The 23,645-nt window shown below is 51.1% G+C and carries 31 protein-coding genes; 3 read left to right on the top strand and 28 right to left on the bottom strand.

What is annotated here, in order from left to right; translation table 11 throughout:
* Window positions 1–55 precede the first annotated feature (55 nt).
* A complete protein-coding gene (locus T488_RS18715; RefSeq protein WP_051536387.1) occupies window positions 56–1,057 on the top strand; it encodes a DUF4238 domain-containing protein in 1,002 nt (333 codons plus the stop codon).
* On the opposite strand, the gene T488_RS0107220 is transcribed toward T488_RS18715, so the two are convergent.
* The 10 genes from T488_RS0107220 to T488_RS17355 all read right to left on the bottom strand — a co-directional run bounded on the left by T488_RS0107220 (window position 1,054) and on the right by T488_RS17355 (window position 7,585).
* Window positions 1,054–2,655 carry a terminase large subunit gene (locus T488_RS0107220; RefSeq protein ID WP_028520190.1) on the bottom strand — a complete coding sequence of 534 codons (1,602 nt, stop codon included), beginning with the start codon at window positions 2,653–2,655 and terminating at the stop codon, window positions 1,054–1,056. The genes T488_RS18715 and T488_RS0107220 overlap by 4 nt on opposite strands.
* Before the next feature lie 58 nt (window positions 2,656–2,713).
* Entirely contained in the window at window positions 2,714–2,953 is a 240-nt protein-coding gene (locus T488_RS0107215; RefSeq protein WP_028520189.1) for a DUF7678 domain-containing protein, read from the bottom strand.
* Window positions 2,954–3,214: 261 nt separating this feature from the next.
* A complete protein-coding gene (locus T488_RS0107210; RefSeq protein WP_028520188.1) occupies window positions 3,215–3,559 on the bottom strand; it encodes a hypothetical protein in 345 nt (114 codons plus the stop codon).
* Window positions 3,560–3,717: 158 nt separating this feature from the next.
* Window positions 3,718–4,071, bottom strand: coding sequence for a DUF3846 domain-containing protein (locus T488_RS17360; protein WP_024860230.1), 354 nt, complete (start codon window positions 4,069–4,071; stop codon window positions 3,718–3,720).
* A gap of 243 nt (window positions 4,072–4,314) precedes the next feature.
* Window positions 4,315–4,518 carry a hypothetical protein gene (locus T488_RS0107200; RefSeq protein ID WP_024860231.1) on the bottom strand — a complete coding sequence of 68 codons (204 nt, stop codon included), beginning with the start codon at window positions 4,516–4,518 and terminating at the stop codon, window positions 4,315–4,317.
* On the bottom strand, window positions 4,515–4,979 hold the full coding sequence (locus tag T488_RS0107195) for a gamma-glutamylcyclotransferase family protein (protein WP_028520187.1): 465 nt from the start codon (window positions 4,977–4,979) through the stop codon (window positions 4,515–4,517). The genes T488_RS0107200 and T488_RS0107195 overlap by 4 nt, the downstream gene beginning before the upstream one ends.
* A 79-nt stretch (window positions 4,980–5,058) precedes the next feature.
* Window positions 5,059–5,253, bottom strand: a complete 195-nt coding sequence (locus tag T488_RS0107190) for a DUF6900 domain-containing protein (protein WP_028520186.1) — start codon at window positions 5,251–5,253, stop codon at window positions 5,059–5,061.
* Between the two features lie 298 nt (window positions 5,254–5,551).
* The gene (locus T488_RS0107185) at window positions 5,552–6,496 is read right to left on the bottom strand and encodes an amidoligase family protein (RefSeq protein WP_028520185.1); all 945 of its coding nucleotides are present in this window, start codon (window positions 6,494–6,496) and stop codon (window positions 5,552–5,554) included.
* Window positions 6,497–6,720: 224 nt separating this feature from the next.
* Window positions 6,721–6,951 (bottom strand): DUF4314 domain-containing protein, encoded by a 231-nt coding sequence (locus T488_RS0107180; protein ID WP_028520184.1) that lies wholly within the window; start codon window positions 6,949–6,951, stop codon window positions 6,721–6,723.
* Window positions 6,935–7,585 (bottom strand): hypothetical protein, encoded by a 651-nt coding sequence (locus T488_RS17355; RefSeq protein WP_037297547.1) that lies wholly within the window; start codon window positions 7,583–7,585, stop codon window positions 6,935–6,937. Before T488_RS17355 ends, T488_RS0107180 begins: the two co-directional genes overlap by 17 nt.
* Before the next feature lie 218 nt (window positions 7,586–7,803).
* On the opposite strand from T488_RS17355, the gene T488_RS0107170 reads away from it, so the two are divergent.
* Window positions 7,804–8,220, top strand: a complete 417-nt coding sequence (locus T488_RS0107170) for an iron chaperone (RefSeq protein WP_024860237.1) — start codon at window positions 7,804–7,806, stop codon at window positions 8,218–8,220.
* 283 nt (window positions 8,221–8,503) lie between these two features.
* On the opposite strand, the gene T488_RS0107160 is transcribed toward T488_RS0107170, so the two are convergent.
* The 17 genes from T488_RS0107160 to T488_RS0107075 form a co-directional block, all read right to left on the bottom strand.
* Complete coding sequence (locus tag T488_RS0107160) at window positions 8,504–9,763, bottom strand: site-specific DNA-methyltransferase (protein ID WP_028520182.1); 1,260 nt, start codon at window positions 9,761–9,763, stop codon at window positions 8,504–8,506.
* A gap of 7 nt (window positions 9,764–9,770) precedes the next feature.
* Window positions 9,771–10,331, bottom strand: coding sequence for a terminase (locus T488_RS0107155; RefSeq protein ID WP_028520181.1), 561 nt, complete (start codon window positions 10,329–10,331; stop codon window positions 9,771–9,773).
* A 177-nt stretch (window positions 10,332–10,508) separates the two neighbouring features.
* The gene (locus T488_RS0107150) at window positions 10,509–10,859 is read right to left on the bottom strand and encodes an HNH endonuclease (protein WP_028520180.1); all 351 of its coding nucleotides are present in this window, start codon (window positions 10,857–10,859) and stop codon (window positions 10,509–10,511) included.
* A gap of 83 nt (window positions 10,860–10,942) precedes the next feature.
* A complete protein-coding gene (locus tag T488_RS0107145; RefSeq protein WP_028520179.1) occupies window positions 10,943–11,377 on the bottom strand; it encodes a DUF1492 domain-containing protein in 435 nt (144 codons plus the stop codon).
* Complete coding sequence (locus T488_RS0107140) at window positions 11,374–12,711, bottom strand: SNF2-related protein (RefSeq protein ID WP_028520178.1); 1,338 nt, start codon at window positions 12,709–12,711, stop codon at window positions 11,374–11,376. The genes T488_RS0107145 and T488_RS0107140 overlap by 4 nt, the downstream gene beginning before the upstream one ends.
* Window positions 12,692–12,973: a VRR-NUC domain-containing protein gene (locus T488_RS0107135; protein ID WP_028520177.1), complete on the bottom strand. Its 282-nt coding sequence runs from the start codon at window positions 12,971–12,973 to the stop codon at window positions 12,692–12,694. Before T488_RS0107135 ends, T488_RS0107140 begins: the two co-directional genes overlap by 20 nt.
* Window positions 12,974–13,137: 164 nt before the next feature.
* A complete protein-coding gene (locus T488_RS0107130; RefSeq protein ID WP_028520176.1) occupies window positions 13,138–15,360 on the bottom strand; it encodes a phage/plasmid primase, P4 family in 2,223 nt (740 codons plus the stop codon).
* Window positions 15,357–15,785 (bottom strand): DUF4406 domain-containing protein, encoded by a 429-nt coding sequence (locus T488_RS0107125; RefSeq protein ID WP_028520175.1) that lies wholly within the window; start codon window positions 15,783–15,785, stop codon window positions 15,357–15,359. Before T488_RS0107125 ends, T488_RS0107130 begins: the two co-directional genes overlap by 4 nt.
* Window positions 15,778–15,930, bottom strand: coding sequence for a hypothetical protein (locus T488_RS19585; protein WP_155250356.1), 153 nt, complete (start codon window positions 15,928–15,930; stop codon window positions 15,778–15,780). Before T488_RS19585 ends, T488_RS0107125 begins: the two co-directional genes overlap by 8 nt.
* Window position 15,931: 1 nt before the next feature.
* Window positions 15,932–16,150: a hypothetical protein gene (locus T488_RS0107115; protein ID WP_028520174.1), complete on the bottom strand. Its 219-nt coding sequence runs from the start codon at window positions 16,148–16,150 to the stop codon at window positions 15,932–15,934.
* A 94-nt stretch (window positions 16,151–16,244) separates the two neighbouring features.
* Window positions 16,245–18,221, bottom strand: coding sequence for a DNA polymerase (locus tag T488_RS0107110; RefSeq protein ID WP_028520173.1), 1,977 nt, complete (start codon window positions 18,219–18,221; stop codon window positions 16,245–16,247).
* A gap of 186 nt (window positions 18,222–18,407) precedes the next feature.
* Window positions 18,408–18,974 (bottom strand): DUF2815 family protein, encoded by a 567-nt coding sequence (locus T488_RS0107100; protein ID WP_028520172.1) that lies wholly within the window; start codon window positions 18,972–18,974, stop codon window positions 18,408–18,410.
* Complete coding sequence (locus tag T488_RS0107095; RefSeq protein ID WP_028520171.1) at window positions 18,967–20,094, bottom strand: DUF2800 domain-containing protein; 1,128 nt, start codon at window positions 20,092–20,094, stop codon at window positions 18,967–18,969. The genes T488_RS0107100 and T488_RS0107095 overlap by 8 nt, the downstream gene beginning before the upstream one ends.
* Window positions 20,094–20,438: a hypothetical protein gene (locus T488_RS18710; RefSeq protein WP_155267182.1), complete on the bottom strand. Its 345-nt coding sequence runs from the start codon at window positions 20,436–20,438 to the stop codon at window positions 20,094–20,096. The genes T488_RS0107095 and T488_RS18710 overlap by 1 nt, the downstream gene beginning before the upstream one ends.
* Entirely contained in the window at window positions 20,435–20,731 is a 297-nt protein-coding gene (locus T488_RS0107085; protein ID WP_028520170.1) for a hypothetical protein, read from the bottom strand. The genes T488_RS18710 and T488_RS0107085 overlap by 4 nt, the downstream gene beginning before the upstream one ends.
* Before the next feature lie 15 nt (window positions 20,732–20,746).
* Window positions 20,747–20,953, bottom strand: a complete 207-nt coding sequence (locus T488_RS0107080) for a hypothetical protein (protein WP_028520169.1) — start codon at window positions 20,951–20,953, stop codon at window positions 20,747–20,749.
* A 35-nt stretch (window positions 20,954–20,988) separates the two neighbouring features.
* The gene (locus T488_RS0107075) at window positions 20,989–21,633 is read right to left on the bottom strand and encodes a hypothetical protein (protein ID WP_196243284.1); all 645 of its coding nucleotides are present in this window, start codon (window positions 21,631–21,633) and stop codon (window positions 20,989–20,991) included.
* 328 nt (window positions 21,634–21,961) lie between these two features.
* Here T488_RS0107075 and T488_RS0107070 point away from each other — a divergent pair, with 328 nt between their 5' ends.
* Window positions 21,962–23,194 (top strand): CGNR zinc finger domain-containing protein, encoded by a 1,233-nt coding sequence (locus tag T488_RS0107070; protein WP_028520167.1) that lies wholly within the window; start codon window positions 21,962–21,964, stop codon window positions 23,192–23,194.
* A gap of 95 nt (window positions 23,195–23,289) precedes the next feature.
* On the opposite strand, the gene T488_RS0107065 is transcribed toward T488_RS0107070, so the two are convergent.
* On the bottom strand, window positions 23,290–23,478 hold the full coding sequence (locus tag T488_RS0107065; protein WP_028520166.1) for a hypothetical protein: 189 nt from the start codon (window positions 23,476–23,478) through the stop codon (window positions 23,290–23,292).
* Window positions 23,479–23,645 lie beyond the last annotated feature (167 nt).

Genomic DNA, 23,645 nt, shown 5'->3' with positions numbered 1-23,645 from the left:
TTGTATGGGCTTATGTTATAATGTTGTATAACGCATACAATTGGAGGGAATAATTATGAGTACAGAAGCAAAATACCATCATCTAATACCTCAAACATATATGTCCGCATGGGCTAATGCAAGCGGAACTCTTAAAGTAGAATTCAAGTCCAATCTTGGAACAATTGTTGATCGAAACAAGGAAAGAATAGGCGGCATAACTGATTTTCACTCGATCAAAGCCGGTATGCCGATTTGTACTGAATCAGATGCAAAACTTATTTTTTCTGAATTGTCTTCATACTCAGTATCATGCGACGGAGTATTACTTGCAACTCCTTTAGAATTGAATAGGCATTATATTGATTTTCATAAGTGGGTAATTACTCGTCCGGATGGCACGCCAGTTTCTAAAAAAAGACTCAAAGATATAATAGAACAAGTTAAAATAAAAGATATAGAAGAAAACTGGTGTACCAAATATGAAAACAAATGGAAATCCATTGTTTCTCAGATAAGCAGCACTATTTTATCCGCGCCAAACGGATATTTAACAGCATTTGAAAGAGATTTTCTAATGCTATTCTTTACTGCGTTGGATTGGCGAGGATTTACATCAAACGTCATTTTTGAATCCGTTTATAAAAAAATGGAGGATTGTTTGACAGATGAGGAAATCCCAGTTGATGAAAGAATTCTTCCATCAATTAAAACTGCAGCCGAAGAAATGCGACATTATTTACTACTCAGTTGGTATAGAGCATTTTTAAATGATTCTGGTGTAATATATAAAGATGCTATGATAAACTTAAAACAAACAAATTTTCACTTTATGATTGCTGATGGCGCAACAAAATTTCTAACCTGTGATAGTCCTGCTTTTATTTACACGCGAAAAGACGGATTGAAAATGGGCTTACTTCCAATTACGCCACAAATACTAATGGCTAAAGGAAAATGCTCTGATCCCAACGATTTTGATAAATTTTATATAACTCATATTAGCGATGACGACGTGAGAGAATACAATAAGGCTATTGGAAATAATGCAACAGAGTTCATTATTCATCCGAATTAAAGTATCAACAAATCTCTTTCATCATAAATGCTGTCGCCGGTTTCGTTTCCGCATCGGATTGCCCGGTCGAGAGCCATGATCGTGGCGACCGTTCCGTCAATCTTCTCCGTGGATTTTTCCTTGTCCGGCTTGATGTTGCCCGCCGGATCACGCTTGATGAAAATGTTGTCCATATTCCAGCGGAGAACCGGATGCCCGTTGTGAGCTATTTTCTGCTCCAGCGTCAGCTTCATCAGCTCTTTGGTCGGCGGCGACATATCACGGTAGCCCTGACCGAACTGCACCAGCGTGAAGCCCAGCCCCTCAAGGTTCTGCGACATCTGCACTGCGCCCCAGCGGTCGAAGGCGATCTCCCGGATATTGAACCGTGTACCCAGTTCGTCGATGAAGTTTTCGATGAAGCCGTAGTGAACGACATTGCCCTCGGTCGTCAGCAGGTAGCCCTGTCGCTGCCAGAGGTCATACGGCACATGGTCGCGCCGGACGCGGAGATCAAGCGTTTCCTCCGGTAGCCAGAAGTACGGCAGAATATAATAATGGTCGTCCTCCTCGGTCGGCGGAAAAACCAGAACAAAAGCCGTGATGTCCGTGGTGCTTGAAAGATCAAGACCGCCGTAACATACACGACCTTCGAGGAAGGATTCGTCAAAATCGACCTTGCAGGCGTCCCACTTGTGCATCGGCATCCAGCGGACGGTCTGTTTCACCCATTGATTCAGACGGAGCTGCCGGAAGGCGTTTTCTTCGCCGGGGTTCTGCTTGGCGGATTCGCAGGCGGCTTCCACTTTGTCCATGCCGATCGTTTCGCCGAGGGATGGATTTGAATTCTTCCAGACCTCCGGAGAAGTCCAGTCGGCATCATCAGGAGCGCCGTAGATGACCGGATAGAAGGTCTTGTCAATCTTGCGCCCTTCGAGAATATCCTGCGCCTTCTGGTGCTGCTCGTAGCAGATGGAATTGGTGTCCGTGCCTGCCGTTGTGATAAGGAAATACAGCGGCTGCATTCTGGCATCGCCGGAGCCTTTCGTCATAACGTCAAAGAGTTTTCGATTCGGCTGCGTGTGCAGCTCATCGAACACGACTCCGTGGATATTGAAGCCATGCTTGCTGTACGCCTCGGCGGAAAGCACCTGATAGAAGGAGTTGGTCGGGACGTACACGATGCGCTTCTGCGAAGTCAGTATCTTCACTCGCTTATTCAGCGCAGGACACATTCGTACCATGTCAGCGGCGACATCGAACACGATCGCAGCCTGCTGACGGTCGGCAGCGCAGCCGTAGACCTCGGCACGTTCCTCGCCGTCGCCGCAGGTTAGCAATAACGCAACAGCGGCGGCAAGCTCAGACTTGCCGTTCTTTTTCGGAATCTCGATGTATGCCGTGTTGAACTGACGGTAGCCGTTGGGCTTGATGACACCGAACAGGTCACGGATGATGCGCTCCTGCCAGTCAATCAACTCGAACGGCTTTCCCGCCCATGTACCTTTTGTATGGGCAAGGCACTCGATGAACCGGACTGCGTAGTCGGCGGCGGCTTTGTCGTAATGGGAATCCTCCGCCATAAACTTTGTCGGTGTATAATCTTTCAGCTTTCGCAAGTGCCTCACCTCCTTCAGAGAGAAAGGCGGCATCCTTCCGGTTGCCGCCTTCGTGTTTTTAGTTGTATTCGTGCATCAGGATCGCCAGCGCCATTTCCGCTGCCTCGTTCTGCGGCGGAACATCCAGCCCCCGGTCGTAGTTGTAAACAACCTCGCCGCTGATCTTCAGCGTCAGCTTGCTGATCCTGCCGCCGTCGATTCCGTACTGGCTGCCCTCGTCATAGGCTTTCACCCAGTAATGAACGACCGTGTACTTGCCGTCTCCCTTCGGAACTCCAATCGTACCTTCATGCCACATAATGTTTTCCTCCGTTTTTCGTAGTTTTCGGTGGGCTTTGCCCTTCCGTTGTACACATATTAACTCTAAACGGCGGATATATCAAGTGTGAGTAATAACAATGATCTCTGCGGTATTTTTCGCTTGTTTGTGTACTTTACGCCGCCAGCAGGTGCCGCAGAAACGCGCTGTGTCGAGCTTGTTCTGGCATGGCATCCGTTTGCGCGGAATCGGCTGCCCGCGCACAGGGCGGCGCTGTGCCGCCCCGGTGAGGCGACCGGCTCATCTGCCGGTCATCCATTCCCATTCGCTTTCGCAGGCGGCGGCGTAGTCTTCGTCAAAAAGTGCATCGTCGTCAATCCATTCGGTTTCGTACTCGATCTCCTCGATGCCCTCGAAGGTCGTGCCGTTTGCGGCTGCGTCTTCCTGCGCAAGACTGTCGGCGTTCTCCTCAACCCAAGCCCTGAAGTCCTCTGCGTCGAGGTCGTCCTCGTTCTCGATCTCCAGTTCGTAGCCTTCCTCCTCGGTGTCGTACCAAAGGATCGTTGCGCTCTTGATTGCCTCGCGCTCGTTCCAGTCGTCTCTGCCTGCCATTGCTCTTGCCTTTGCCATTCCGTAGCTGATCATTGTTTTTTCCTCCGTGTTTCGTAGTTTCCGGCGGGCTTTGCCCTTCCGTTGTGTACATATTAACTCTAAAAGCACATTATATCAAGCCGCTAAAACTACAGAAGATACGGGGAAAATGTGCGGCGGGTGTTGTGTATATTACACCCGCCGCTTTTCGGTTATTCGCCGAGGGGAATCGGCATCAGGATGTTTCCGACCAGCACGAAATCGTATGCCTGCCGGAAGAACTCTGTGTATTTCTCGGTCAGCTCCTGCGGCAGGTCGGTGAAGTCATCCTCGCCCAAGCCGCAAAGGAAGAATGTACCCTTGATAACGCCGTAGCCCTTGATCGGGCGATTCCACTTCTGCTCCGGATGGTAGAGGGCTTCCTCCTCGCACACCAGTGCGACCGGATCATCGAAGGGGTAAATCGCCTGAATGTAGCCGCCGACCGTCTGCTGCAGGCTTTCAAGCTCTCCGCTGATCTCCTTTGCGTAGGGGCGCTTGCCCGGTTCAACAACTAAAATGTTCATGTGAATGCTCCTTTGTGTTTATTCCGCTTCTCTTGCGGTAGTGACATATTAACTCTGAACCGAGGATATATCAAGCAATATCGGAAAAATAAATGTGACAAACATTGCCTGCATTTCAGCGCCGTATTGTACATCGCACAAGAGCCGCACACGCGCCCTGTGTGGGGCGGGTTACCGAAAGGGATACCGTTTGGAGGATACCCGTCCCGCGCCACACGTTGCAACGTGGCGGCTCTGTGCGCCTTATTCTTCGCCTTCGTACTTCTCGTGGATGATGCCGAGAATTTTGTCCTGTTCCTCGCGTCCGACGCCGATGCTTTCAAGCGCCTCACGCGTTCCGCAGTCGGGGCAGATCGGGCTGTTATCCACGCGGGAAAGTGCTGGTCGGGCGGTGTACGCCTGCCCGCATTTCGGGCAGATGCGCGGCTCGTTGTTGCGGTCTTTCATCGCTGCACCTCCTTTGCGCTGATTTCGTAGGCGGCATCGAGGAACTTGGTGTCGAAGCCGAAGTTCCGGTAGCCTTCCTCGCAGGTGCGGATGTAGGCAAGCGACGGAATGCCGAGGCTGCGTTCCTCATGCATGATGTACACGAAGGCGGTCAGCTTCTTGGTCTTGCCGCTTGCCAGCTTCACGGGCAGGCGGACTTCCTTCTTGTAGTAGAAGGTCGGGCAGCCCTCATAGGCATCCAGCCGCTTCTCGTCGGCTGCGGTGACCTCCCAGACCGCGATCGGAACGATGCCGTTCTTCTTCGGTTCTATGGTCAGGTACGCGCCGGTCTTGCTGCCCTTGTAAAGCAACTCGTAGTCGGGGATCGCCGTGATGCCGATGGGCTTTGCGGTCGGGCAGCGGTACCGCATCTGGCGGATGTTCAGGTTCGAGCCGTAGGCAAGGTAGTACTTCTTTTCCATGTTAATCGTCCTTTCCGAAGGAAGTCTCCTTCTACCACCCTGAGCCGCCCGTAGGCGGCAGGTGGGGAAAGGCGGCGGATCAGCGTTCCGCCTTGCCCAGTTCGTATGCCTTTCGCAGCATTTCGCGTATGCCCCAGACGCTCACCTCCGGGAAGTCCTCGGTGTCGTTCCAGCGGGTGTCCAGCCCGCCCCGCTGCTCCAGTGCGTAGTCCGCTTTCATTGCGATCTGCTCCAGCTTCTTGTCAGTTTCCGTTCCCCATTCGATGTTGCTCATTGCTCGTTCCTCCGTGTTTGTTTTCCAGTCGTTTTCCGTTCCGGTAGTCACATATTAACTCTTTTCAGGGAGAATAGCAAGCCGCTAAATGTACAAAACATCGCGGGGAAAAATGCGCCGTTCTTTGTGTAGAATATGCCTTGCCGCTGTTTGCGCCGTGTGCGCCCCGTACAGGGCTTTTTACCGAAAGGGGCAGTTACTTGGAGGATACCACTCCCGCCCCACACGGGGCAACGTGGGCGCTGTGTGCGGCTTGCCGCCCCAGCCGCCGTGGTTGGCGGCTGGGATTCGGCTTCCCTCAAGGTCTGCCGAATCTGAAGGCGTTGTCGCCGGTAAGGTTCTGCGTCAGGGTTTCTCTTGCCGTTGCAAATTCGTCGCCAATGAAGCCCATTCTCATCAGCCAAGTTCTCATTGCGAACTTTTTGTTTTCCTTCTGCTGTTCCTTCGGGCTTGCGCTGCGCAGGTCTTTTGCCATCTGGCTCATTGCGAGGCAAAGCTGAATGTAGCTCTTGAGCTTGCCTGCGTGAAGTCCGTTCTGCTTGCCGCCTGCAGGCTTGTCGAACTGGAAAAGGCGGAATTCAATCGTGCCTTTTGTGAAGGTGGCGTGGAGGTTCAGCATATGGTAGCGGCTGCTGTTGTAATGGTGGCTTCTGCCGTTGTCGCATCCCTGTGCGCCGTACCAGATGTCTGCGAGCTGCGCCATCGTTCTGGGCTTCTTGGCGTTGAGCTGCTGCAGGAAATTCGGGTTGACCGTTCTGCAATACTGGTTCATTCTGTTGCGGTCAACCTTGATTGCCTCGGCGATCAGGGTTTCGTGGCTTGCCATGATGTTTGCGAGGTTTCTCAGGCTCTGCGGTGTGTGTCCCGCTGCGCCGATGTGAATGTGAACTCCGCAGCCTCTGGTGTAGTCGCTCTTTGCGCCCGCCTTGCGAAGGCGTCTGATCAGCTCCTGCAGGGTTTCGATGTCCTCGTAGTGCAGGATCGGTGTGACCATTTCGCACTTTTCGCTGTCCGGTCCGCTGATGCTCACGTCGCGCTGGAATTTCCACTCGCGTCCCTGTGCGTCCCAAGCGCTCCAAGTGTAGTAGCCGTTGCGGAAGGCGGTGTCCTCGTAGCGGTTCGTGCCGAAGAACTCGGCGGCGAGCTTTGCGGCAGCCTTGCGGGTGATGCTGTTCATCTCAACCTCAACCCCGATCGTCTGCTCCTTCATTCTGTTGATCTGTGCCTGTGTGTTTGCGTTCATGGTGGTATCCTCCTGTTTGGTTTTTGGTGTGTTTTCCCTTTCGGTAGTCACATATTAACTCTAAACCGAGGATATATCAAGCCGCTAAAACCACAGAATATCGGGGAAAATACAGCCTTGATGATTGTGTAGTATACACCCTTGACTTACTTGCAATCGTGTGGTAATATGGGGTACGATGGAATAGGTTCTCACATTTTCCGGCGCCCCCGGAGGCTGTAAAATCAGCCGCCGGAGATGACCTCGAATTCATCCACGCCCTCGATCAAGGCAAGGCTTCTGCCGTTCTCCCAGTTCATGTGGATGTTGCCTGCGTCGTCGATGATCGCTACCGAGCCGATCGTACCGGGCGGTACGGGCGCGATGTCGTCCGCCATGTGTATCAGGCGGATTCTGGTGCCTGCGGGATAACGCTCCCGCAGGGCTTTCAGTTCAGCATCATTCGGAAACCGCATCGTCAGCACCTCCTTCGGGCTTGCCGTGACGGAAGGCGGAGCTTCCGGTCAGGCTGCGGAGCAGAACCTTGCGCACCGGCTTGTACTCTTCACCGATCATGCCGAGGCGCAGGAGGAAGCAGCGGAATGCGTACTTCTCGTTGTCGCTGGTATCCGGCTTGTTGACCACGCGCTTGAGGTTCTTTGCGAACTCGCAGAGGGCGGTAATGAAGCGGGCGTAGGCATCGCCGTCGCCGTCCTTCTCGACCGTGAACCACGGGAACTCGATCGTTTCCTCGCACTCGTTGACCGCAAGGCTCTCTGTATTCAGTGCGTGCTTCAGAAGCGTTTCCTTGTTCTCGATAATCTGAAGCAGGTTCTCCAGTCCCTGTTCGCCGAAGAAGTCTCGCGGCATCGAAATCGTCAGTGCCACCGGCTCGTTCTCTGCGGTGTAGCCTGCCTTTTGCAGTTCGCTCCGGATCTCGTCCGGAAGCTCATTGCCGTGCAGCACCGCTTCCTTGTCGAGGGTGTATGCACCGATCTGGTATCCGCAGCTCGGAACGCCGAGGTACTTCACCTCATCGCCGGTCAGCTCACCGATCTTCTGTGCCAGTGCCTTGCGCTGGCTCTTTTCAATATTAAACTTGATATTCATGATGTGACCTCCTGTTTTTCACCGCTTGCTGCGGTTTTGATTGTAGTCACATATTAACTCTGAATCGCACAGATAGCAAGACTGTAAAACGGAGAATATGTGCGGGGAGGATTTTCCGATATTTGTGCATATTACAACGGCTCCAGATATTGACATATCGGCGGATGTGCTGTATAATCATAGTAATAGAAATCGGAATTTGTGAGGGTTATTCGATTATGAAAGATAATAAGTGGAAGTGTCCAAAGTGCGGCCGTAGTTTTAGCCGGACAGGCCAGGGGCACTATTGTGGAAAAGTCGAAACGATAGATGAGTATATTGATGCGCAGGATGAAAGTGTAAAGCCTTATTTGAATGAAATTCGGCAAATACTTCGCAGTGCTATTCCTGAAGCACAGGAAAAGATATCGTGGAGTATGCCAACATACTGGAAGGGCGCGAACATTATACATTTTGCCGCATCAAAAAAACATATCGGACTCTATCCCGGCGATGAAGCCCCTGTTGTCTTTGCTGATCAACTTGCAGGGTATGACGTGAGTAAAGGTACTATACGGATTCCGTATATTTCACCTCTTCCTAAAGACCTTATTGCCAACATTGCAAGATGGTGCTATGAAAAATACCGCAAATGAAAAAGGCTATATTTATTATCACGACTGTTTTTATAATGCTGATCACATCAAGGTTTGTAATCAGAATTGTTGATGCAACTGTCCAGATCGATAATGATATCGCGCTCCTTATCATTCTGTTAATTGTGTTCAATGTGGTGATCGGGATGCTGAGTCGTTTCCTGTACAAAAAGATATTTCGAGGGAAGTCTTGAAAGAATCTGGCAGGTGAATGAACAGGTATATCGTAATTATGGCAGATAAAGCAGACTAACAAATTCTGGTTTACGCGAATAATACACCATCAGCCTTCCTTCGTCTCGACTTCTTTAACCAGATCGGAATAAGGAATCTGCTGTCCGTTACGAATTACATACACGCCTTCGGCATCACCGGTGTCCTCAACGTAGCGCCGGAGAATGACGGAGGCGTATTTTTCGTCCAGTTCCATCATGTAGCAGATGCGGTTCATCTGCTCACAAGCCATAAGCGTCGAGCCGCTGCCGCCGAAGGTGTCGATCACCACGCCGTTTTCCTGCGTGGAGTTGCCGATGGGATAACCGAGCAGGTCGAGAGGCTTGCTGGTCGGGTGGTTCGCATTGCGCTTCGGCTTGTCGAAGTGCCAGATGGTCGTCTGCTTGCGGTCGGAATACCACTTGTGCTTGCCATTCTGCATGAAGCCGTACAGCACCGGTTCGTGCTGCCACTGATAATCCGAGCGTCCGAGGACGAGGCTGTCCTTCACCCAGATGCAGCAGCCTGCAAGGTGGAATCCTGCATCGACAAATGCACGGCGGAAGTTCAGTCCTTCCGTATCGGCATGGAACACATAAGCCGCACCGCCTTTTTCGAGGTGCGCTGCCATACACTGGAACGCAGCAAGCAGGAAGTTGTAAAACTCCTCGTTCTTCATGCTGTCGTTCTGAATGGTCAGACCGCTGGCACTCTTGAAAGATACACCGTAGGGCGGATCGGTCAGGATGAGATTTGCTTTCGTATCGCCCATAAGTGTATTTACATCTTCGGGGCTGGTCGCATCACCGCACATGAGGCGATGCCTGCCGACCGTCCAGACGTCGCCACGCTCCACGAAGGAAGCCTTCTCCAGCGCCGCCGTCAGGTCGAAGTCATCGTCCTTCGCATCGGAGTCAGTGCCGTCGGAAAACAGGTCAGCCAGTTCCTTTTCATCGAAGCCGGTCATAGAAAGGTCATAGCCGAGGTCTTGCAGTTCCTGCATCTCCACGGCAAGAAGCTCCTCGTCCCAGCCCGCATCCAGCGCCATACGGTTATCCGCGAGGATATAGGCTTTCTTCTGCGCATCGGTCAGGTGGTCAACATAGACACACGGCACCTCCGTGATACCTTCCTCCTTCGCCGCCATCAGGCGACCGTGACCTGCGATGACATTGTACTCCCGGTCGATGATGACCGGGTTCACGAAACCGAACTCACGCAGAGAGGAGCGCAGCTTCTTGATCTGCTCCGGCGAGTGAGTGCGGGCGTTATTTACATACGGGATGAGCTTGTCAGTTGGGACAAGCTGAAAGTCTGTCGTTGTTTTCATGTGTACCTCACTTCCTGCTGCGGAGTAGCTGCTCCATCATATCGTCCTGCGGAGAGCCGTCGAACTTGGTCGTGCAATTCTGCTTCACGATATCGAAAATTTCGTACCAGAGCAGATTTGCCTGTTTCTGATAGGACTGGCTGAGCGATGCGAACGGGGATGCGACCACGCCGCCGGTCGTCGGGTGCTTGCCAAGCAGACCGTAGGTCGAGAGCGCTTCTTCGCACTGTACGAAACGAGCGAACGCCAGCGAGTAGCTTTCGAGCAGGCGCTTGTTCACCAGCTTTTCGCAGCCGCGATTTTTCAGCCATATCCATGTTTCCTTGTAGATTTCATCAGCGCCGAGAGGCTTACCGTCCTTCTGCCGTGCCGAGAGGTATTCACTCGGCGTGGGCATATCCTCACCGACAAGGTCAGCGGCATCATCAAGGTCAGCACCTTCCAGCGTGGTCGGGGTGAATTCGATGATGTCGGCATCCTCTCCTGCGGCAATTTTCTCGGCGAGAGGCTTCGGCTTGTCGCCTGCACGGACTCTGCGTCCGCCACGGTTTGTACCGTCCTTTGCCATATCATCACCTGCCTATAAAAAATGCCGAAACCACGCGGATTTCGGCTTGTAAAATATTCGAGGGGTTAATCGGGTGTTTGAACCGGACTTTTTGCGCGTGAGAGGGGGCGCCGGTCTTGTGATCGCTGCTCCGTAGAGATTTCGATACCCCCACCGGGCAGCCCCCAGCCCTCCCCATCAGTAGTGATATTCGGGGTTTTTGTCTTCTGTTCCGGTCTTGCGGTCGTGACACGCTTTGCACAGCGCCTGCCAGTTGGTATCACTCCACATCAGGTAGTGATCGCCACGATGCGGAACGATATGATCGACAACAGTTGCCGTCACATACTTTCCCTGCGCCAGACACTTCACGCACAGCGGGTGCTTGCGCAGGTACGCCTTGCTGACACGCTGCCACTTGCTGCCGTAGCCACGCTTGGCGGCTGACGGTCGGTCAGGGTGCAGGGGCTTGTGTTCGTCGCAGTACGCACCCTCGGTCAGTCTCGGACAGCCGGGGTGCTTGCACGGTTTCAGTGCCTTCCTCGGCATCGCCGACACCTCCTTCGGGCATAACAAAAGCCGCTGCGGATACCCACAACGGCTTTATACATATTCTTCTATTATACATTATATCACACATTACCGGTGTTTGCAAGTCCCACGGTGTCCCAACTTTTCAAGGCAGCTACGGCTGTGCTGTGAAGGCGGAACACGTGGGATTTGCTGTATCCCATTTCCTTCATGATCTCCGACCACGGCAGGAATTCGAGGTAACGCTTCCTCAGAAGATCACTTGCATCGCCATCTTCAACTGCGTTTATGCGGACTTCCATATCAGCAAGCAGCGCATCGTATTCTGCCTGCGTTTCCTGTATATCCTTTTCCAGCGCCATGATCTTGAAAACGGTACCTTCCATCTTGCTGCGGTCAGGTGATACCGTCCTCGGCATATCATTGATGCCACTGCCGTTCATGCCTTCTGCCCGCTGCCGCAGAAGATGTATCTCATGAATCTTCCGGTCAATACGCCTGCGGAGCTGCTCCATCTTGTTCCAGTATTCCTTCATTCCCTCAACCTCGCTTTCACTGCACTCATCATTGTCGACTGTGTCTTATCCTTGCTTTCCAGCGCGTCCATGATATCTTCGTCGATTGTTCCCGTCGCTACCAGATGATGTATCACAACGGTATCTGCATTCTGTCCCTGTCGCCAGAGTCGGGCGTTCGTCTGCTGATACAGTTCCAGCGACCACGGCATCGTAAACCATATGATTGTGCTGCCGCCGTCCTGAAGATTCAGACCGTGACCGGCGGAGGATGGTTGTATCAGCGCGACCGGTATTTTGCCGTCGTTCCAGTCGGCGATATCCTGATCGGTCTTGATCTCACGAACGTCGAAACGCGCCTTGATACGTTCCCGCTCATGCTGATACCAGTACGCCACCAACACCGGCTTCCCATTCTGCGCTTCCAGCAAATCCTCCAGCGCATCAAGCTTCCGGTTATGAATGATGGTCGGAGTGCCGCCGTCGTCATATACGCATCCGCTTGCAAGCTGTACCAGCTTTCCGCAAAGAACAGCGGCATTGGCGGCAGTGACATCATCATGCAGCAGCGGAAGCGTGTATTCCTTTTCGAGCTTCCGGTATGCTTTTATTTCTGCTTCCGACATGATAACCGGATCAGATACGGACACCAGTTCCGGCATCTTCAGGTGATCGGTGGTTTTCATGGAAATGCTGATGTCTGCGATCTTGCCGTAGATTTCTTTTTCAGCACCCGGTCGGGGAGAATAGGTAAAACCGTTCCAGTCAGGCGTGAAATATGCATCGCGGTACTGCCCGATTCTCTTGCCGAGGCGCTCTCCCTTATCCAGCAGGCGGAACTGCGCCCATAGATCCATGAGACCGTTGCTGCAAGGTGTACCGGTCAGCCCGACGATACGCTTCACAAACGGGCGCACCTTCCGCAGCGCCTTGAAGCGCTTGGACTGATGATTCTTAAAGGAACTCAGCTCATCGATCACCACCATGTCAAAGTCAAACGGCATCCCGGTTTCTTCAATAAGCCATTGTACGTTCTCACGGTTGATGATATACAGATCAGCTTTCTTTCGGAGAGCCGCAAGGCGCTGTTCACGGTTTCCGAGAACCAGACTGTACGTCAGCCCTTTCAGGTGATCCCATTTCCCGATCTCTGCTGCCCAGCTATTCTTGCATACACGGATCGGTGCGATGATAAGAACCTTTCTGACCTCGAAGCGGTCGAACATCATGTCGTTCAGCGCTGTAAGTGTAATGCTCGTTTTCCCTAATCCGCATTCGAGCAATACCGCTGCCTGCGGATTCTTTTCGATAAAGTCGATCGCATATTTCTGATAATCATGCGGATTGTATTTCATCAATGATACCTCCAATCTGCTCCGCGCCGTCAAGGACATACACCTTGAAGCCCAGCCGACGCAGAAGTTTTATGCGTACACGCTGCAACGGACGCGATTTCTCTCCGGGTGCTTTCACTTCCACGAAAGCGATCCTGCCGGACGGCATCAATACAATGCGGTCGGGTACGCCTGCTGTTCCCGGAGATACAAACTTCCAGCAGACGCCGCCGTGAGCTTTCACGGCTTTGACCAGTTTCGCTTCAATTTCATTTTCTCGCATAAATACGACCTTTCAGGGCAAAAGTGCCGGTCGGTGACGGTCATTTGCAAACCTTATATATAGAGAGAAATTTCTAAAATTCTCTCGCGTGCGTAAAGTATGTATATGAGTGTCACCGACCGGCACTTTCCCAATTCTACGTTGTTTTTCGTATGATGAAAGTGTCAGTCGAGGAAGTCAAATCTGAGGCAAAGCCCCATGATATACTTTCCGCTATTCATTTTCTTACGCTTGAAGCCTGCCTGCTCCAGTGCAGTATAAAAATCTGTGGTGCTGCGGACATATTCTCCGGTATCGGTGCAGTATTCACGATAACGCTTATACAGATCGCCGGACTTCTCCTGATATGATGCATCGACATCACAGCAGTCATTTATGAAGGAGCCGAGCCAGTCATTGCCGTCACGGTACGCTCCGATCGCGTCCAGCACGCATTGCGGGCGGTCTACCTTAAAATCGGCGGCGACTACTTTCATGGCACCTTCGATTAACCACGACAGAACCGCTCCGCCTGCATTGTCGATAAGATACTGGGTATAGTTCTTTATATCTGCAGAACCTTCGATTTTTGCATGGAACGGGATCACGATCAGTCTGCGCCAAGTGCCGTCATCAGAAGCCGCCACCTTCGGCAGGTGATTCGTGTACAGCACCAGCGTATGACTTGGCTCAAAGGAGAACGGAGCCTTGAACTTCTTTTCTGCGAAAATGGGATCGGTCGAACAGAGCTGCTTTACCACGCTGGTGTTCAAACGCATACCTTCCTGCAGTTCCGCCGCAATGATGAGACGCTTGCCTTTCAGCTCTGCCATCTCCGGTTTTACGTTACGCTTACAGTTGACGGTCAAGGCATCGGCAGAGATATTGCCGGAATAGCTGCCGAGAACCTTATAGATGACATTCCAGAAAGTTGACTTGCCGTTCCTGCCGTCGCCGTATGCGATAATCATCGCTTCCGTGTATACTTTTCCGATCAGACAGAGACCGCAGATCATCTGGACGTAGTCGATAAGGCTCTGGTCGCCGCAGAAAAAAACCTGCAGTGCATCAGCCCAGAGCTGCTGCCCCTCCCCATTCGGAACGACCGTCGTCACCTTTGTGATGAGGTCGGCAGGATCGGTCGCTTTCCAGCCTTCGAGACCTTTGGAAAGGTCGTAGGTACCGCCGGGAGTATTCAGCAGCATCGGATCTCCGTCAAGTTGCTCCGGGTTGTGAAGAACCAGCGGCTTTGCAGCATCAAGCGCATTGTTCAGGCTGCGGATATTACGATATTTCATGACGAATTTATGGAATACATCATAACGTTTCATGCGGGAATACAACTTCATCTCTCCCAAGCCGAGATCGCTTTCAAACTTCTTTCCGCCCTTTTCGGCGTCCTGTTTGCTGATACCTGCTTTTTCAAGTGCCTCCAATGCGGCACTGATCTGCTTGTCCGCTTCGGCAAGCTGAGCATCTGTATGTTCGATCATAGCCATTACTGCTGCCTGCTCCGACTCCTCCCAGTAGGTACCGTTATAACGCAGATAGTTGGTAGCAATCGTGAACGCCAGCTCGTCACCGTAACAGTTGACAAGTGTGCGAGCTTCCCCAACATCAGAAAAGTCTTCCGGCATCATCGGCTCCTGACCGTATTCCTCCGGCGGCACATATCCTTCCTGCGATGTGACCTTCGTACCGAATTTGCAGGCGCTTGCCCAGATACCCTCCAGTTCTTCGTCATCCAGAGGCGGATCGCATTCCGCTGCTTTTTCAAGGAACTTAGCATGGGCGTTCTCCGTCACGCCGAAGCGCTTGACGAGTCTGCCTGCGATACGGGACATTGTACTGTTGCGCTGTCCTTCCGGAATGCTGTTGTTCGTTTTCATAAGCTGCAGCCAGTTCTCAATGGTCAGACTGCCCTCATGCCAGACAACATCGCCGTTCGATCCGAACAAGAATCTTGACGCATCCAGCGCATTGCCGTCAAAGAATGAAAGCTCCGAATAGATGCGGGCTTTGATGTTCTTATGGAATGCGGCATCCTTGCAGGGCGTAGTCGGGAAAAATACATGGAAACGAGGGCGAGCTGTTACAGAGCCTTTCGCCAGCATATGATGACGGCTGTATGTGATCGCAAACTCCACATCGCTGAGCATTTCGGACAGCTTTTCCGGAGTGATCCACTCATCGGGATTGTCGCTGTGATCATTGTCGCAGTCCATCGGCACAACATCTGAGAGCTGAAAATTGGCATCGCTGCGGGCATTATTCGCATACAGCGCACACACATGGTCGAACGTGACTGCCTTGCGGAGATCCGCTTCCGAGGTAATGACCTTCTGATTCGGGTAAATCGTGTTCTTTGCGTTGCCGGTACAATCGGCAGTGTACAGGGTAAACTTCATATCTTTTCCTCCAAATTCTCCGTAAAATAACGGATTTTCATGTGTTTGCGCTTTGCCCGGTCAATCTCTGCCTTCATGCCGGAGCTGACCGTGTCGCCGAACACCCACAGCTCCACGCACTTACTCATCAGCACCCAGTTCATGAAAATGGCTGTATCCCGTTCCTCCGGGATATTGTCGTCCATAAACTGCGTAAAGTAGATATGTGGCGTGATCGGCAGATAGTGCCGGTCAACAGCAAAGCGGCTGTATCTCTTGGCGTTCTCGACGTTTCTCTCCGTATCACCGGAGTACGGCGAACAGATATACACGACCGGACGGAAGGCGGCAGCTTTTGCCGCAGCCTTCTCCTCCTTCTCGATGCGGGTGAACGCCTCATGTTCCGTCGGACTTGCATAGCCTTCGCTGTTATAATAATCAGCCATGCTTCACCTCGTTCCTGCCGCAGGGCTTCCTGTCGCAGCCCTTGTTGCAGAGCTTGCCGCAGCGGGGGCATTTCACATAGACGTTCTCCGGTTTGACCAGCTTTCCGCTGACCAGCGCATAAAACCATTCAATACTGTATTTCATATCATCCCTCTTTTCTTTTCAGCTTCACGTGCAGTCTCTTCCAAGCGCACTCGTTGCAGAAGACTGCCGTGCCGTACATATCGCCCAGACCATCGGCAAACACACACGACAGATCAACAGCGACCTCCTTGCCGCAGTCCGGGCAGGCGCAGAACACGTTCTCGCTGTTCAACTCCACCTTAACCTCGATCTCATCGGTCTTTTCCTTCACATAAAACATAACTATTCTCCCTTCATTCTTTGCCCCCAGATGTGGGGAGAGCATTCCTGCTCTACAACCCACTACAGAATCGGGAGCGTTTTGGACGAAACAATCAGTCCTTTTTATAAAACTCGCACTCGTACCCGTCCGCCCGCAGGAGCAGACCTTTTGCCCACGAAGGCGTTCGTTCCATCTGTCGGCAAACCTCATCAAGAGACATCCTGCGGTCAGCCTCAATAATCATTTCGTCGTGTATGTGACCGACGATAAAACAGTGCGACAGCGTCTGCATAGAGAACATAAGCAGATCACGGGCGACCGCCTGCACGATATTCTCAACAAACTTCGGACCGTAGCTCTCGATGCGCTCCCACTTCTTCGATGCACCGACACCCATATAGGTGACGGACTCGCCGCCGAACTGGTTCTCGCCGATCTGCGGGTGTGCGTAGCAGAGCTTTCTGCCGGAGGGCAGCGTAATGAACAACATCTTGCTCTGGTAGCTGAATTGCAATCCGTGTGTTTCTGTGGTGGTTTTCTGCTTTATCGTTTTTTTGACCGCAGCATCGACAGCCCACCACAGCGCTGTAATATGCGGAGAAGCAGCCCGCCAGTCGTCCACGATCTTCTTCAGCTCTGCATCGGAGAGGTTCAGGGCATCGCCGCCCATAGCCTTCATTGCGCCCACGCTGCCGCCGTAGCCGCAGGCAAGCTCCGCGACCTTGCCCTTCTGACGCAGTTCGCCGTTGACACCGTGTTTCACAACTGGAACACCGAACATCTTTGATGCCGAAGCACAGTAAATATCCGCGCCGTTCGCAAAAGCGTCCATGCGCCATTGCTCCCCAGCGATCCACGCTATAACTCTCGCTTCAATTGCAGAGAAGTCCGCGACAATAAACTTATATCCCTGTCTGGGAACAAAAGCGGTACGGATAAGCTGCGACAGAGTATCCGGTACATCCTCATAGAACATTTCGACCTCATCATAATAGCCGTACTTGACTGTATTTCTCGCTTCGGTCAGGTCAGGAATATGATTCTGCGGCAGATTCTGCAACTGGATAATGCGCCCCGCCCAGCGTCCCGTGCGGGCAGCGCCGTAAAAGCTGAACATCCCTCTCGCTCTGGAATCCGAGCAGGCTGCTGTCTGCATCGCCTGATACTTCTTGACGCTGGACTTTGACAGCATGAGTCGAAGCTCCAGCACTGACTTCACCGGATCTTTTGCTGTTTTCAGTAATTCACGAACCGCTGCCTTATCCAGACAGTCGGACTTATATCCCTGTTCGCCGAGCCACTCCAGAAGCTGATACACGGAATTCGGATTCTCGATACCGGTAAGCCTGCACATTTCTGCCGACAGCGTTGCCTTCGCCTGTGCATCCAGCGTCAGCGCTGCCTCAACAAGCTCCATATCGACACGGATGCCGCGATCGTTGATCTCCTGATCCAGATAAAACTGTTCCCAGATGAAATCCGGTACGGGAAAACGTGAAAGGCGCAGGTCAATGGCAAGCTCCGCCTCCACATCCTGCTTGTTGTAAGCCTTGAAGGTTTCCCACTTATCCGGAGCATCGGCGGGTGTATGAAACTGCGGAACGCCGTCAACGGTATCGTAGGGAACGCAAAAATACTTGATGAGCGCCTTGCCCTCCGGCATCTTCTGCTGTTCCAGCTTCAGAGCAGCACCAGCAGAGGCAAGCGTCGATGGCAGACCGAGCGTCCTGCAATGGATCATGGTACACTGCCAGCCGACAGGACTCAGATAATCGCCGACGGTATCGGCTTCAATGCTGTAACTGCGGAAGAACTGCGGATACTCCTCCCGCAGATATTTGGAAAGACATACACGCTCAAATTGCACGTTGAACGCCCGCTTGATGACGGACTCATCCGCAAGCGCAGTCAGAATATCTTCGGGGACACGATCGCCGTTCGCCAGATCATAAAGCTGCACTGCACCGTCATCCACTGACACGCTCATCAGCGTAATAGCAAAATACGGAGAATCGACGTAAGCGTACACACCACACTTGGTGATGTCACGGTCACTCCGAGTCTCCAGATCGATTTCTAAAGTTTTCATGGTAACACTTCCTTAAACCCACCCGAACGGTTATACCGCCAGTCGCCCTCCCGACATTCACTTATTTCTTACGGTTCTTGAAGTGGTCAATCATAATGCTGACCGTCATAATCGTCCAGCAGATCATCGTGATGCTGCCGGAAACACACAGAATGAGAGAGAATACTGTACTCATACGCCGTCACCTCATGAAAGGAAATCGTCGTCATCATCGTCGTCGCTGAAATCATCCTCAGCACGGGACTTGCCGCCGAGAGGCTCACCATCACGGAGCTTCTGGAGATTGTTCAGACCGCAGGCGATGCCCTTATTGCCGTTGGTGTTGAAAGCGTAGAAGTTAATGGAAGCTCTGCCGTAGATACCGGAGTAAAGTTCACTGGTATCGAGAATCGGCTGGCAGTCGGCATCCACAACACCGGGCTTGGTAGCACTGTTTGCGTTGATGAAATAGCAGCCTGCGTATGCCTCATCGTCAGGACGTTCCTCGTCGCCGTCACGCAGCGGAGTCTTAATCGCCTTCAGCGCCGGGACGGACTTGCCGTTGCCCTTGAGCTTGGACTGACCTTCGTCGTATGCAGCCTTAATAGCCGCCTTGATCTTCTCGACTGTCACGGTATCAGACTTCGGAATGATGAGCGACACGCTGTACTTCGGGGTGCCGCCGTTGATTGCTTTCGGCTCGTTCACGATCAGATAGCTGAAGCGTGTATTCTTGCCGGTGATCACTTTGCACGGATTTGTCATTTTACTCATTTTCAGTTTCCTCCTTGAAATCATCAATTGTCCATGCCGGACGCTTGTCCGACTCTGGTACGAGTGTGGGTTTGCCCTTCGGCTTCTCGATCAGAGAGCCGAGCAGGGTGTTGAACTTTTTAGCGCCGAGCAGCTTGGTCATTGCGGTCACGCCCATGAGCTTCTTCTCAAAGGGATCATAGCCTGCTTCGGTAACTGCTGCTGCAACGGCATCGGTGTCTGTGTATCTGCGGTTGCTGCGTCCTTCCACGACCTTGAAGCCGGGATAGCATTTGCCGCTGATAGCCTGTTCGAGTGCGTAGTCCTTGATATCGTTGATCCAACCGATGAAGGTATCTGCGCGGTCGAGTATCATGCTGATTTCGTCGTCTGCGAGTGTATCCGGAACGGCGAAATCATACTGCGCGAGCTGGAGATTATATTCCGCCCGTTTCCGGCAGGTCGCCTTGATCTTACAGAACTGACAGTGCTTGCCCGCCTTGTAGTCACCATCACCGTTCGCTGCAAGTGCTGCGGCAGGGATAAGGACGTCGTCAGCCCAGCGAAGCAGCTCCTCGGTTGTGACCTCTGCCGTACTGACGTTATCGCGGCGGGGCTGGAAGATAATCATACGGACTGTATTGATGTCATACAGCGACTCAAAGAGATTAAGAGCGCCCAGCGCATACATCCGCATCTGGCTGTTTCCATTCGCTTCGACGAGGACGCCAAGCCCGTACTTGAAGTCGATGACAGTCATAACGCCGTCGGCAACAACAATGCAGTCGGCGGTTCCGAAACTCTCTGCCACCCAACGTGTGAAGTCGAGGCGCTGTTCGACCAGAACCAGCGGATCAGCGCAGGTCTCCTTTGCCGCTTGCACCTGCTCCATGACGAACTCGCAATAAGCATCGGTACATTCCGCCATTTCTTCGTCGAAGTATTCCAGATCGTCGGTGGGATCACGAACCTTGAAGCCGAGTGCCTTCTTGACCTTGTACTCGCAGAGGGCGTGTGCGTCCGTACCTTGCTGGGCATAGGTGCTGCCGGTATCGCCGCCCGCATTTTCCTTTGCGCTGGGCGGGCAGTTAATCCAGCGTTCGCTACTTGACGGTGACAGAATCGCGTGTGTTCCGGGCATCACAATCCCTCCGCTTCTGCAAGCACTGCAGCGTAGTCGCTTTCGGCAAGGTCGGAGAGCTTCTCTGCGCCGTACTTGGCAATCAGCTCCTTAACCTCCTGTGTATGTCCGCTGCGGCTGATCTCGGACAGACGGCTGCGGAGTTGAACAAAGGAAACAGTCGCTTCTTCATTCTTCAGTGTAGGCTGTTCCTTCGGTGTCTCTGCCTGCGGCTCGTCCTTTTCGGGATCATACAGAACCTCGAACGTGTCGAGGTACTCCTTTGTGATCTTCTCTGTCAGCGCTGACACAGCTTTGGTCAGCGCATTCAGAGAGTTGATCAGTTCAAACATCTTGTCCATCATTTTCCTCTCTTTCCATCACGATACCCTGCGATATATGCCTCCGCACGTGCAAGGTCATTAATGTTTCTGATTCCTTCCTCGACACCACCGCCGCCGATAGCTTTGGAGCCTCCTCCGAGATTTGAAATCATCGCCAGAGACTTCGCAATACCGTTCAGGTCGGATATCGGAGTACCAGTCGAGGCATTGGGATTCTTACTGCGTTCAACGATGAGTGTTCTTTTCTCAACAACCACCGTCATTGCAATAGCAACCTCTTCAGGCAGATATTCCTGTCGCTTCTGAATTTCCATGCTTAACACCACCTTTCATACATTGCCGGAAAAGTCACCCCCCTCGGTGACTTCCTGTATTTCCACGCCCTGCACCGTCTTACCGGGAGTCAGGACAAGGATTTCGCAGAAGTCGCCGAGCAGCCAGCGGAGCAGACGCTTCGGAAGCCTGATACATCCGCCAGCCAGTACCTGTGTTTTCGTGCCGCCGTTGGAGACGGCAATCTTGACCTTGTGCTTCATATATCTCACCTGCCTTTCACCCTAAGCCGAAAAAGTCAACCCCCTTGCTTATGCGTCTGCTTCGGTTTCTCCACACCGAAGTACTTACAGGCTTTGGTGATGATCTTATTCCAGCGATTGTGCATCGCCTGTTTGGTGATTTTCTTTCCGGTCGCTGCTTCTTCCTCCCTGCGGATATCTTCGAGGAACTTTCTCTCACCGAGGTGGGCATACAGTAAATCCTGCTGTGCAGGTGTGAGCGCTTCGATGAAGGCGAGAACCTTTTCCATGCCCGGATGCTCCGGAACGTCATCCTCAAACATCTGAACGGCAATGCGGTCAAACGGATCGCCCTCGTCTGCATCCTTCTGCGCAAGGAAGCCGTAGTCGGAGTTCTCAGCATCATAGCGTTCTGCCAGATCGATATCGTGGTCGTTCTCCTCCAGAACGATGAGGCACTCCATGTTTTCAGCGGTCAGCGGCACAACGTCAATGACCTCACGTTCCCACTTCCCGTTAGGTTGGCGTACCATGCGTGTGTACACATAGTTGCCATTGGCATCCAAATAGCTGTCGCTGCTTGTGTTGACTTTGCTTTTTCTCTCGAACGGTAAATTTGTCATGTGCTTGTCCTCTCCGCCGGAAAACTGTATGGGCTGAGGACAATAAAAATGGGAGTCGGTAGAGATACCGACTCCCATAGCACCGGAAAAAAGGTACAAGAAGGGAAGGGTATCCTATTACCGATACATCAGAAAAACTGACGTCCCGTAAGAATATCCTCACACCCTGAGCTTGTACTTCGCTCCGGCTGTAGTATTATAATTTGAAGGCATCATGCCTTCTTAAGCTTAATTATACCGCGAATCTGCGATAAAGGGTTCTCTTTAAATTATCTATTATTTTTTCAGATTTTTAGATAATACATTATTGTATTTCTTACAGATGTATGATATAATTTATATAGTCTTATCTTTTCCTTTACGAAAATGATGAAATTTCAATAATATATTACTTTTGAGGTGTTACATGAAAAAAACAAACGGAAGCTTTCACGATGTTGAATCCTCCATGACCGCTTCATGGACAGGAAGCCATTTCAGAATTTATAATCATGCGTGCCTTTGTCAAATTGAGTCGTTTCATCTAAGTGATAACAGTTTAGAAGAACGATTTTTGGTCACACCAAGATTTGACATCACACATAAATATGCGTATGTTGAACATATCGGTCTTGTTATGATTGATGATAATGGCACCAAAATAAGCAATGATATCTTGTCTGAAATCTTATCTGTAAGATCGGACTCTCCCAACGATGTAGTTGAATTTGTGAATAAATACGGCTTTTTATTTAACCTTCCTGAAGAAAAGCTCTACATTTTTAAGCAGAAAGATATCTTCGACATTATTCTCCGGCTCCAAAAAACGATTCAATTGCTGCAAGCAGTAACTGAATCCCCGCAAAACCTTGATACTATATTTGATTATGCTATATGGTTACATTACAAAAATCAAACATCTATTGAGTTAGGTAGGAGGACATATTGTTCCTGCATTCATACTTGGAGAAAAGCTCTCGAACATATTAAGCAATTTAAAACAGATGACAGCATTCTTGAAAGATATGATTATCAGGAGGATAGCTGGTATTATGTTATTCCAGATTCTATATACCCTCCCCAAAAAAAGTATGACTACTTAAATTTTGAATTTGACATAAACGGATTCGATCCTGAGGATTATAATCCTGCTGACTATTTCATCTCATATCCAGATGCATCTGTTTTATATAGAGACACCATACACATCTCTCCTGCAAATAGATTGATCATTGAATTTACCTACCACTTAACGGAAATATTGCATTCAAATTCAATTACAAGTGAAGTTCCATTCACACGCCAAATGTCAATTAATGAGATGGACAAATTTGATGATAATATGAAGGTTGGACTCACACGCTTTGCAAAGCAAACTGTCAAAGAAGAAATTGACGATGCATTAAGTCATATTAAGCCTTCATATGACTCCGACAAAATGTCTGCTGCATGGGAAATTGAACACTTCATAACTGCAATCTACTTTTCCATTTTCTATATGAATACAAACAGTCAGATTTACAGAAAATGCGCTAATCCCTCTTGTGAATGCTATTTCAAAGTTGAAACAACAAACAACCGCAAAAAGTATTGCTCTCCTGAATGCGCAAATGCAACAGCTCAGCGTCGTCATCGCGCCAAACGCAACCCAAAATTATAAATATTCTTATAAAACATAGGTCTTGTTTGTTTAGCACCATGAGGCGAGAATTGTTCATATAATCATGATCGAAGAGCCGCTTGTTAAGAATACAATTATCGATCATTCTCAATGGTGAGAAGATCATCCAGCATAGCTTCAAGTTCCCAAGAGCTAACACTGGTCGGTGTGCCACCGTGCAAGGTCATAACAGAGCTGCTAACTTCCGGTTCATAGCGGGTATTGATGTGGCTTATCAGCATAAAAGCCTGATTTTCCCTTGTTTTTCTCTCAGTGATTGTCATGATGTTGACCTCCCATACTTGTTGTAGTTACCTTGCTTCCCATTCTATCAAAGCTGGCTCGAAAAAGATATGGGGGGAATAAGGGAAAATACTTGGGAAAAAGCGGGTAGGTTTCAATGGAATACATCTGTGATATATTGCTTTTTCGCCCCAAGTGTGCTATAATA

It is taken from the genome of Ruminococcus flavefaciens ND2009 (genome assembly GCF_000621785.1).
Lineage (GTDB): Bacteria > Bacillota > Clostridia > Oscillospirales > Ruminococcaceae > Ruminococcus > Ruminococcus flavefaciens_C.
This window is presented reverse-complemented; position numbering and strand designations above follow the sequence as displayed.

Coding starts and splice junctions, on each gene's coding strand:
- T488_RS18715 (WP_051536387.1), top strand. CDS start 56: ATGAGTACAGAAGCAAAATACCATCATCTAATACCTCAAACATATATG.
- T488_RS0107215 (WP_028520189.1), bottom strand. CDS start 2,953: ATGTGGCATGAAGGTACGATTGGAGTTCCGAAGGGAGACGGCAAGTAC.
- T488_RS0107210 (WP_028520188.1), bottom strand. CDS start 3,559: ATGATCAGCTACGGAATGGCAAAGGCAAGAGCAATGGCAGGCAGAGAC.
- T488_RS17360 (WP_024860230.1), bottom strand. CDS start 4,071: ATGAACATTTTAGTTGTTGAACCGGGCAAGCGCCCCTACGCAAAGGAG.
- T488_RS0107200 (WP_024860231.1), bottom strand. CDS start 4,518: ATGAAAGACCGCAACAACGAGCCGCGCATCTGCCCGAAATGCGGGCAG.
- T488_RS0107195 (WP_028520187.1), bottom strand. CDS start 4,979: ATGGAAAAGAAGTACTACCTTGCCTACGGCTCGAACCTGAACATCCGC.
- T488_RS0107190 (WP_028520186.1), bottom strand. CDS start 5,253: ATGAGCAACATCGAATGGGGAACGGAAACTGACAAGAAGCTGGAGCAG.
- T488_RS0107185 (WP_028520185.1), bottom strand. CDS start 6,496: ATGAACGCAAACACACAGGCACAGATCAACAGAATGAAGGAGCAGACG.
- T488_RS0107180 (WP_028520184.1), bottom strand. CDS start 6,951: ATGCGGTTTCCGAATGATGCTGAACTGAAAGCCCTGCGGGAGCGTTAT.
- T488_RS17355 (WP_037297547.1), bottom strand. CDS start 7,585: ATGAATATCAAGTTTAATATTGAAAAGAGCCAGCGCAAGGCACTGGCA.
- T488_RS0107170 (WP_024860237.1), top strand. CDS start 7,804: ATGAAAGATAATAAGTGGAAGTGTCCAAAGTGCGGCCGTAGTTTTAGC.
- T488_RS0107160 (WP_028520182.1), bottom strand. CDS start 9,763: ATGAAAACAACGACAGACTTTCAGCTTGTCCCAACTGACAAGCTCATC.
- T488_RS0107155 (WP_028520181.1), bottom strand. CDS start 10,331: ATGGCAAAGGACGGTACAAACCGTGGCGGACGCAGAGTCCGTGCAGGC.
- T488_RS0107150 (WP_028520180.1), bottom strand. CDS start 10,859: ATGCCGAGGAAGGCACTGAAACCGTGCAAGCACCCCGGCTGTCCGAGA.
- T488_RS0107145 (WP_028520179.1), bottom strand. CDS start 11,377: ATGAAGGAATACTGGAACAAGATGGAGCAGCTCCGCAGGCGTATTGAC.
- T488_RS0107140 (WP_028520178.1), bottom strand. CDS start 12,711: ATGAAATACAATCCGCATGATTATCAGAAATATGCGATCGACTTTATC.
- T488_RS0107135 (WP_028520177.1), bottom strand. CDS start 12,973: ATGCGAGAAAATGAAATTGAAGCGAAACTGGTCAAAGCCGTGAAAGCT.
- T488_RS0107130 (WP_028520176.1), bottom strand. CDS start 15,360: ATGAAGTTTACCCTGTACACTGCCGATTGTACCGGCAACGCAAAGAAC.
- T488_RS0107125 (WP_028520175.1), bottom strand. CDS start 15,785: ATGGCTGATTATTATAACAGCGAAGGCTATGCAAGTCCGACGGAACAT.
- T488_RS19585 (WP_155250356.1), bottom strand. CDS start 15,930: ATGAAATACAGTATTGAATGGTTTTATGCGCTGGTCAGCGGAAAGCTG.
- T488_RS0107115 (WP_028520174.1), bottom strand. CDS start 16,150: ATGTTTTATGTGAAGGAAAAGACCGATGAGATCGAGGTTAAGGTGGAG.
- T488_RS0107110 (WP_028520173.1), bottom strand. CDS start 18,221: ATGAAAACTTTAGAAATCGATCTGGAGACTCGGAGTGACCGTGACATC.
- T488_RS0107100 (WP_028520172.1), bottom strand. CDS start 18,974: ATGAGTAAAATGACAAATCCGTGCAAAGTGATCACCGGCAAGAATACA.
- T488_RS0107095 (WP_028520171.1), bottom strand. CDS start 20,094: ATGCCCGGAACACACGCGATTCTGTCACCGTCAAGTAGCGAACGCTGG.
- T488_RS18710 (WP_155267182.1), bottom strand. CDS start 20,438: ATGATGGACAAGATGTTTGAACTGATCAACTCTCTGAATGCGCTGACC.
- T488_RS0107085 (WP_028520170.1), bottom strand. CDS start 20,731: ATGGAAATTCAGAAGCGACAGGAATATCTGCCTGAAGAGGTTGCTATT.
- T488_RS0107080 (WP_028520169.1), bottom strand. CDS start 20,953: ATGAAGCACAAGGTCAAGATTGCCGTCTCCAACGGCGGCACGAAAACA.
- T488_RS0107075 (WP_196243284.1), bottom strand. CDS start 21,633: ATGGGAGTCGGTATCTCTACCGACTCCCATTTTTATTGTCCTCAGCCC.
- T488_RS0107070 (WP_028520167.1), top strand. CDS start 21,962: ATGAAAAAAACAAACGGAAGCTTTCACGATGTTGAATCCTCCATGACC.
- T488_RS0107065 (WP_028520166.1), bottom strand. CDS start 23,478: ATGACAATCACTGAGAGAAAAACAAGGGAAAATCAGGCTTTTATGCTG.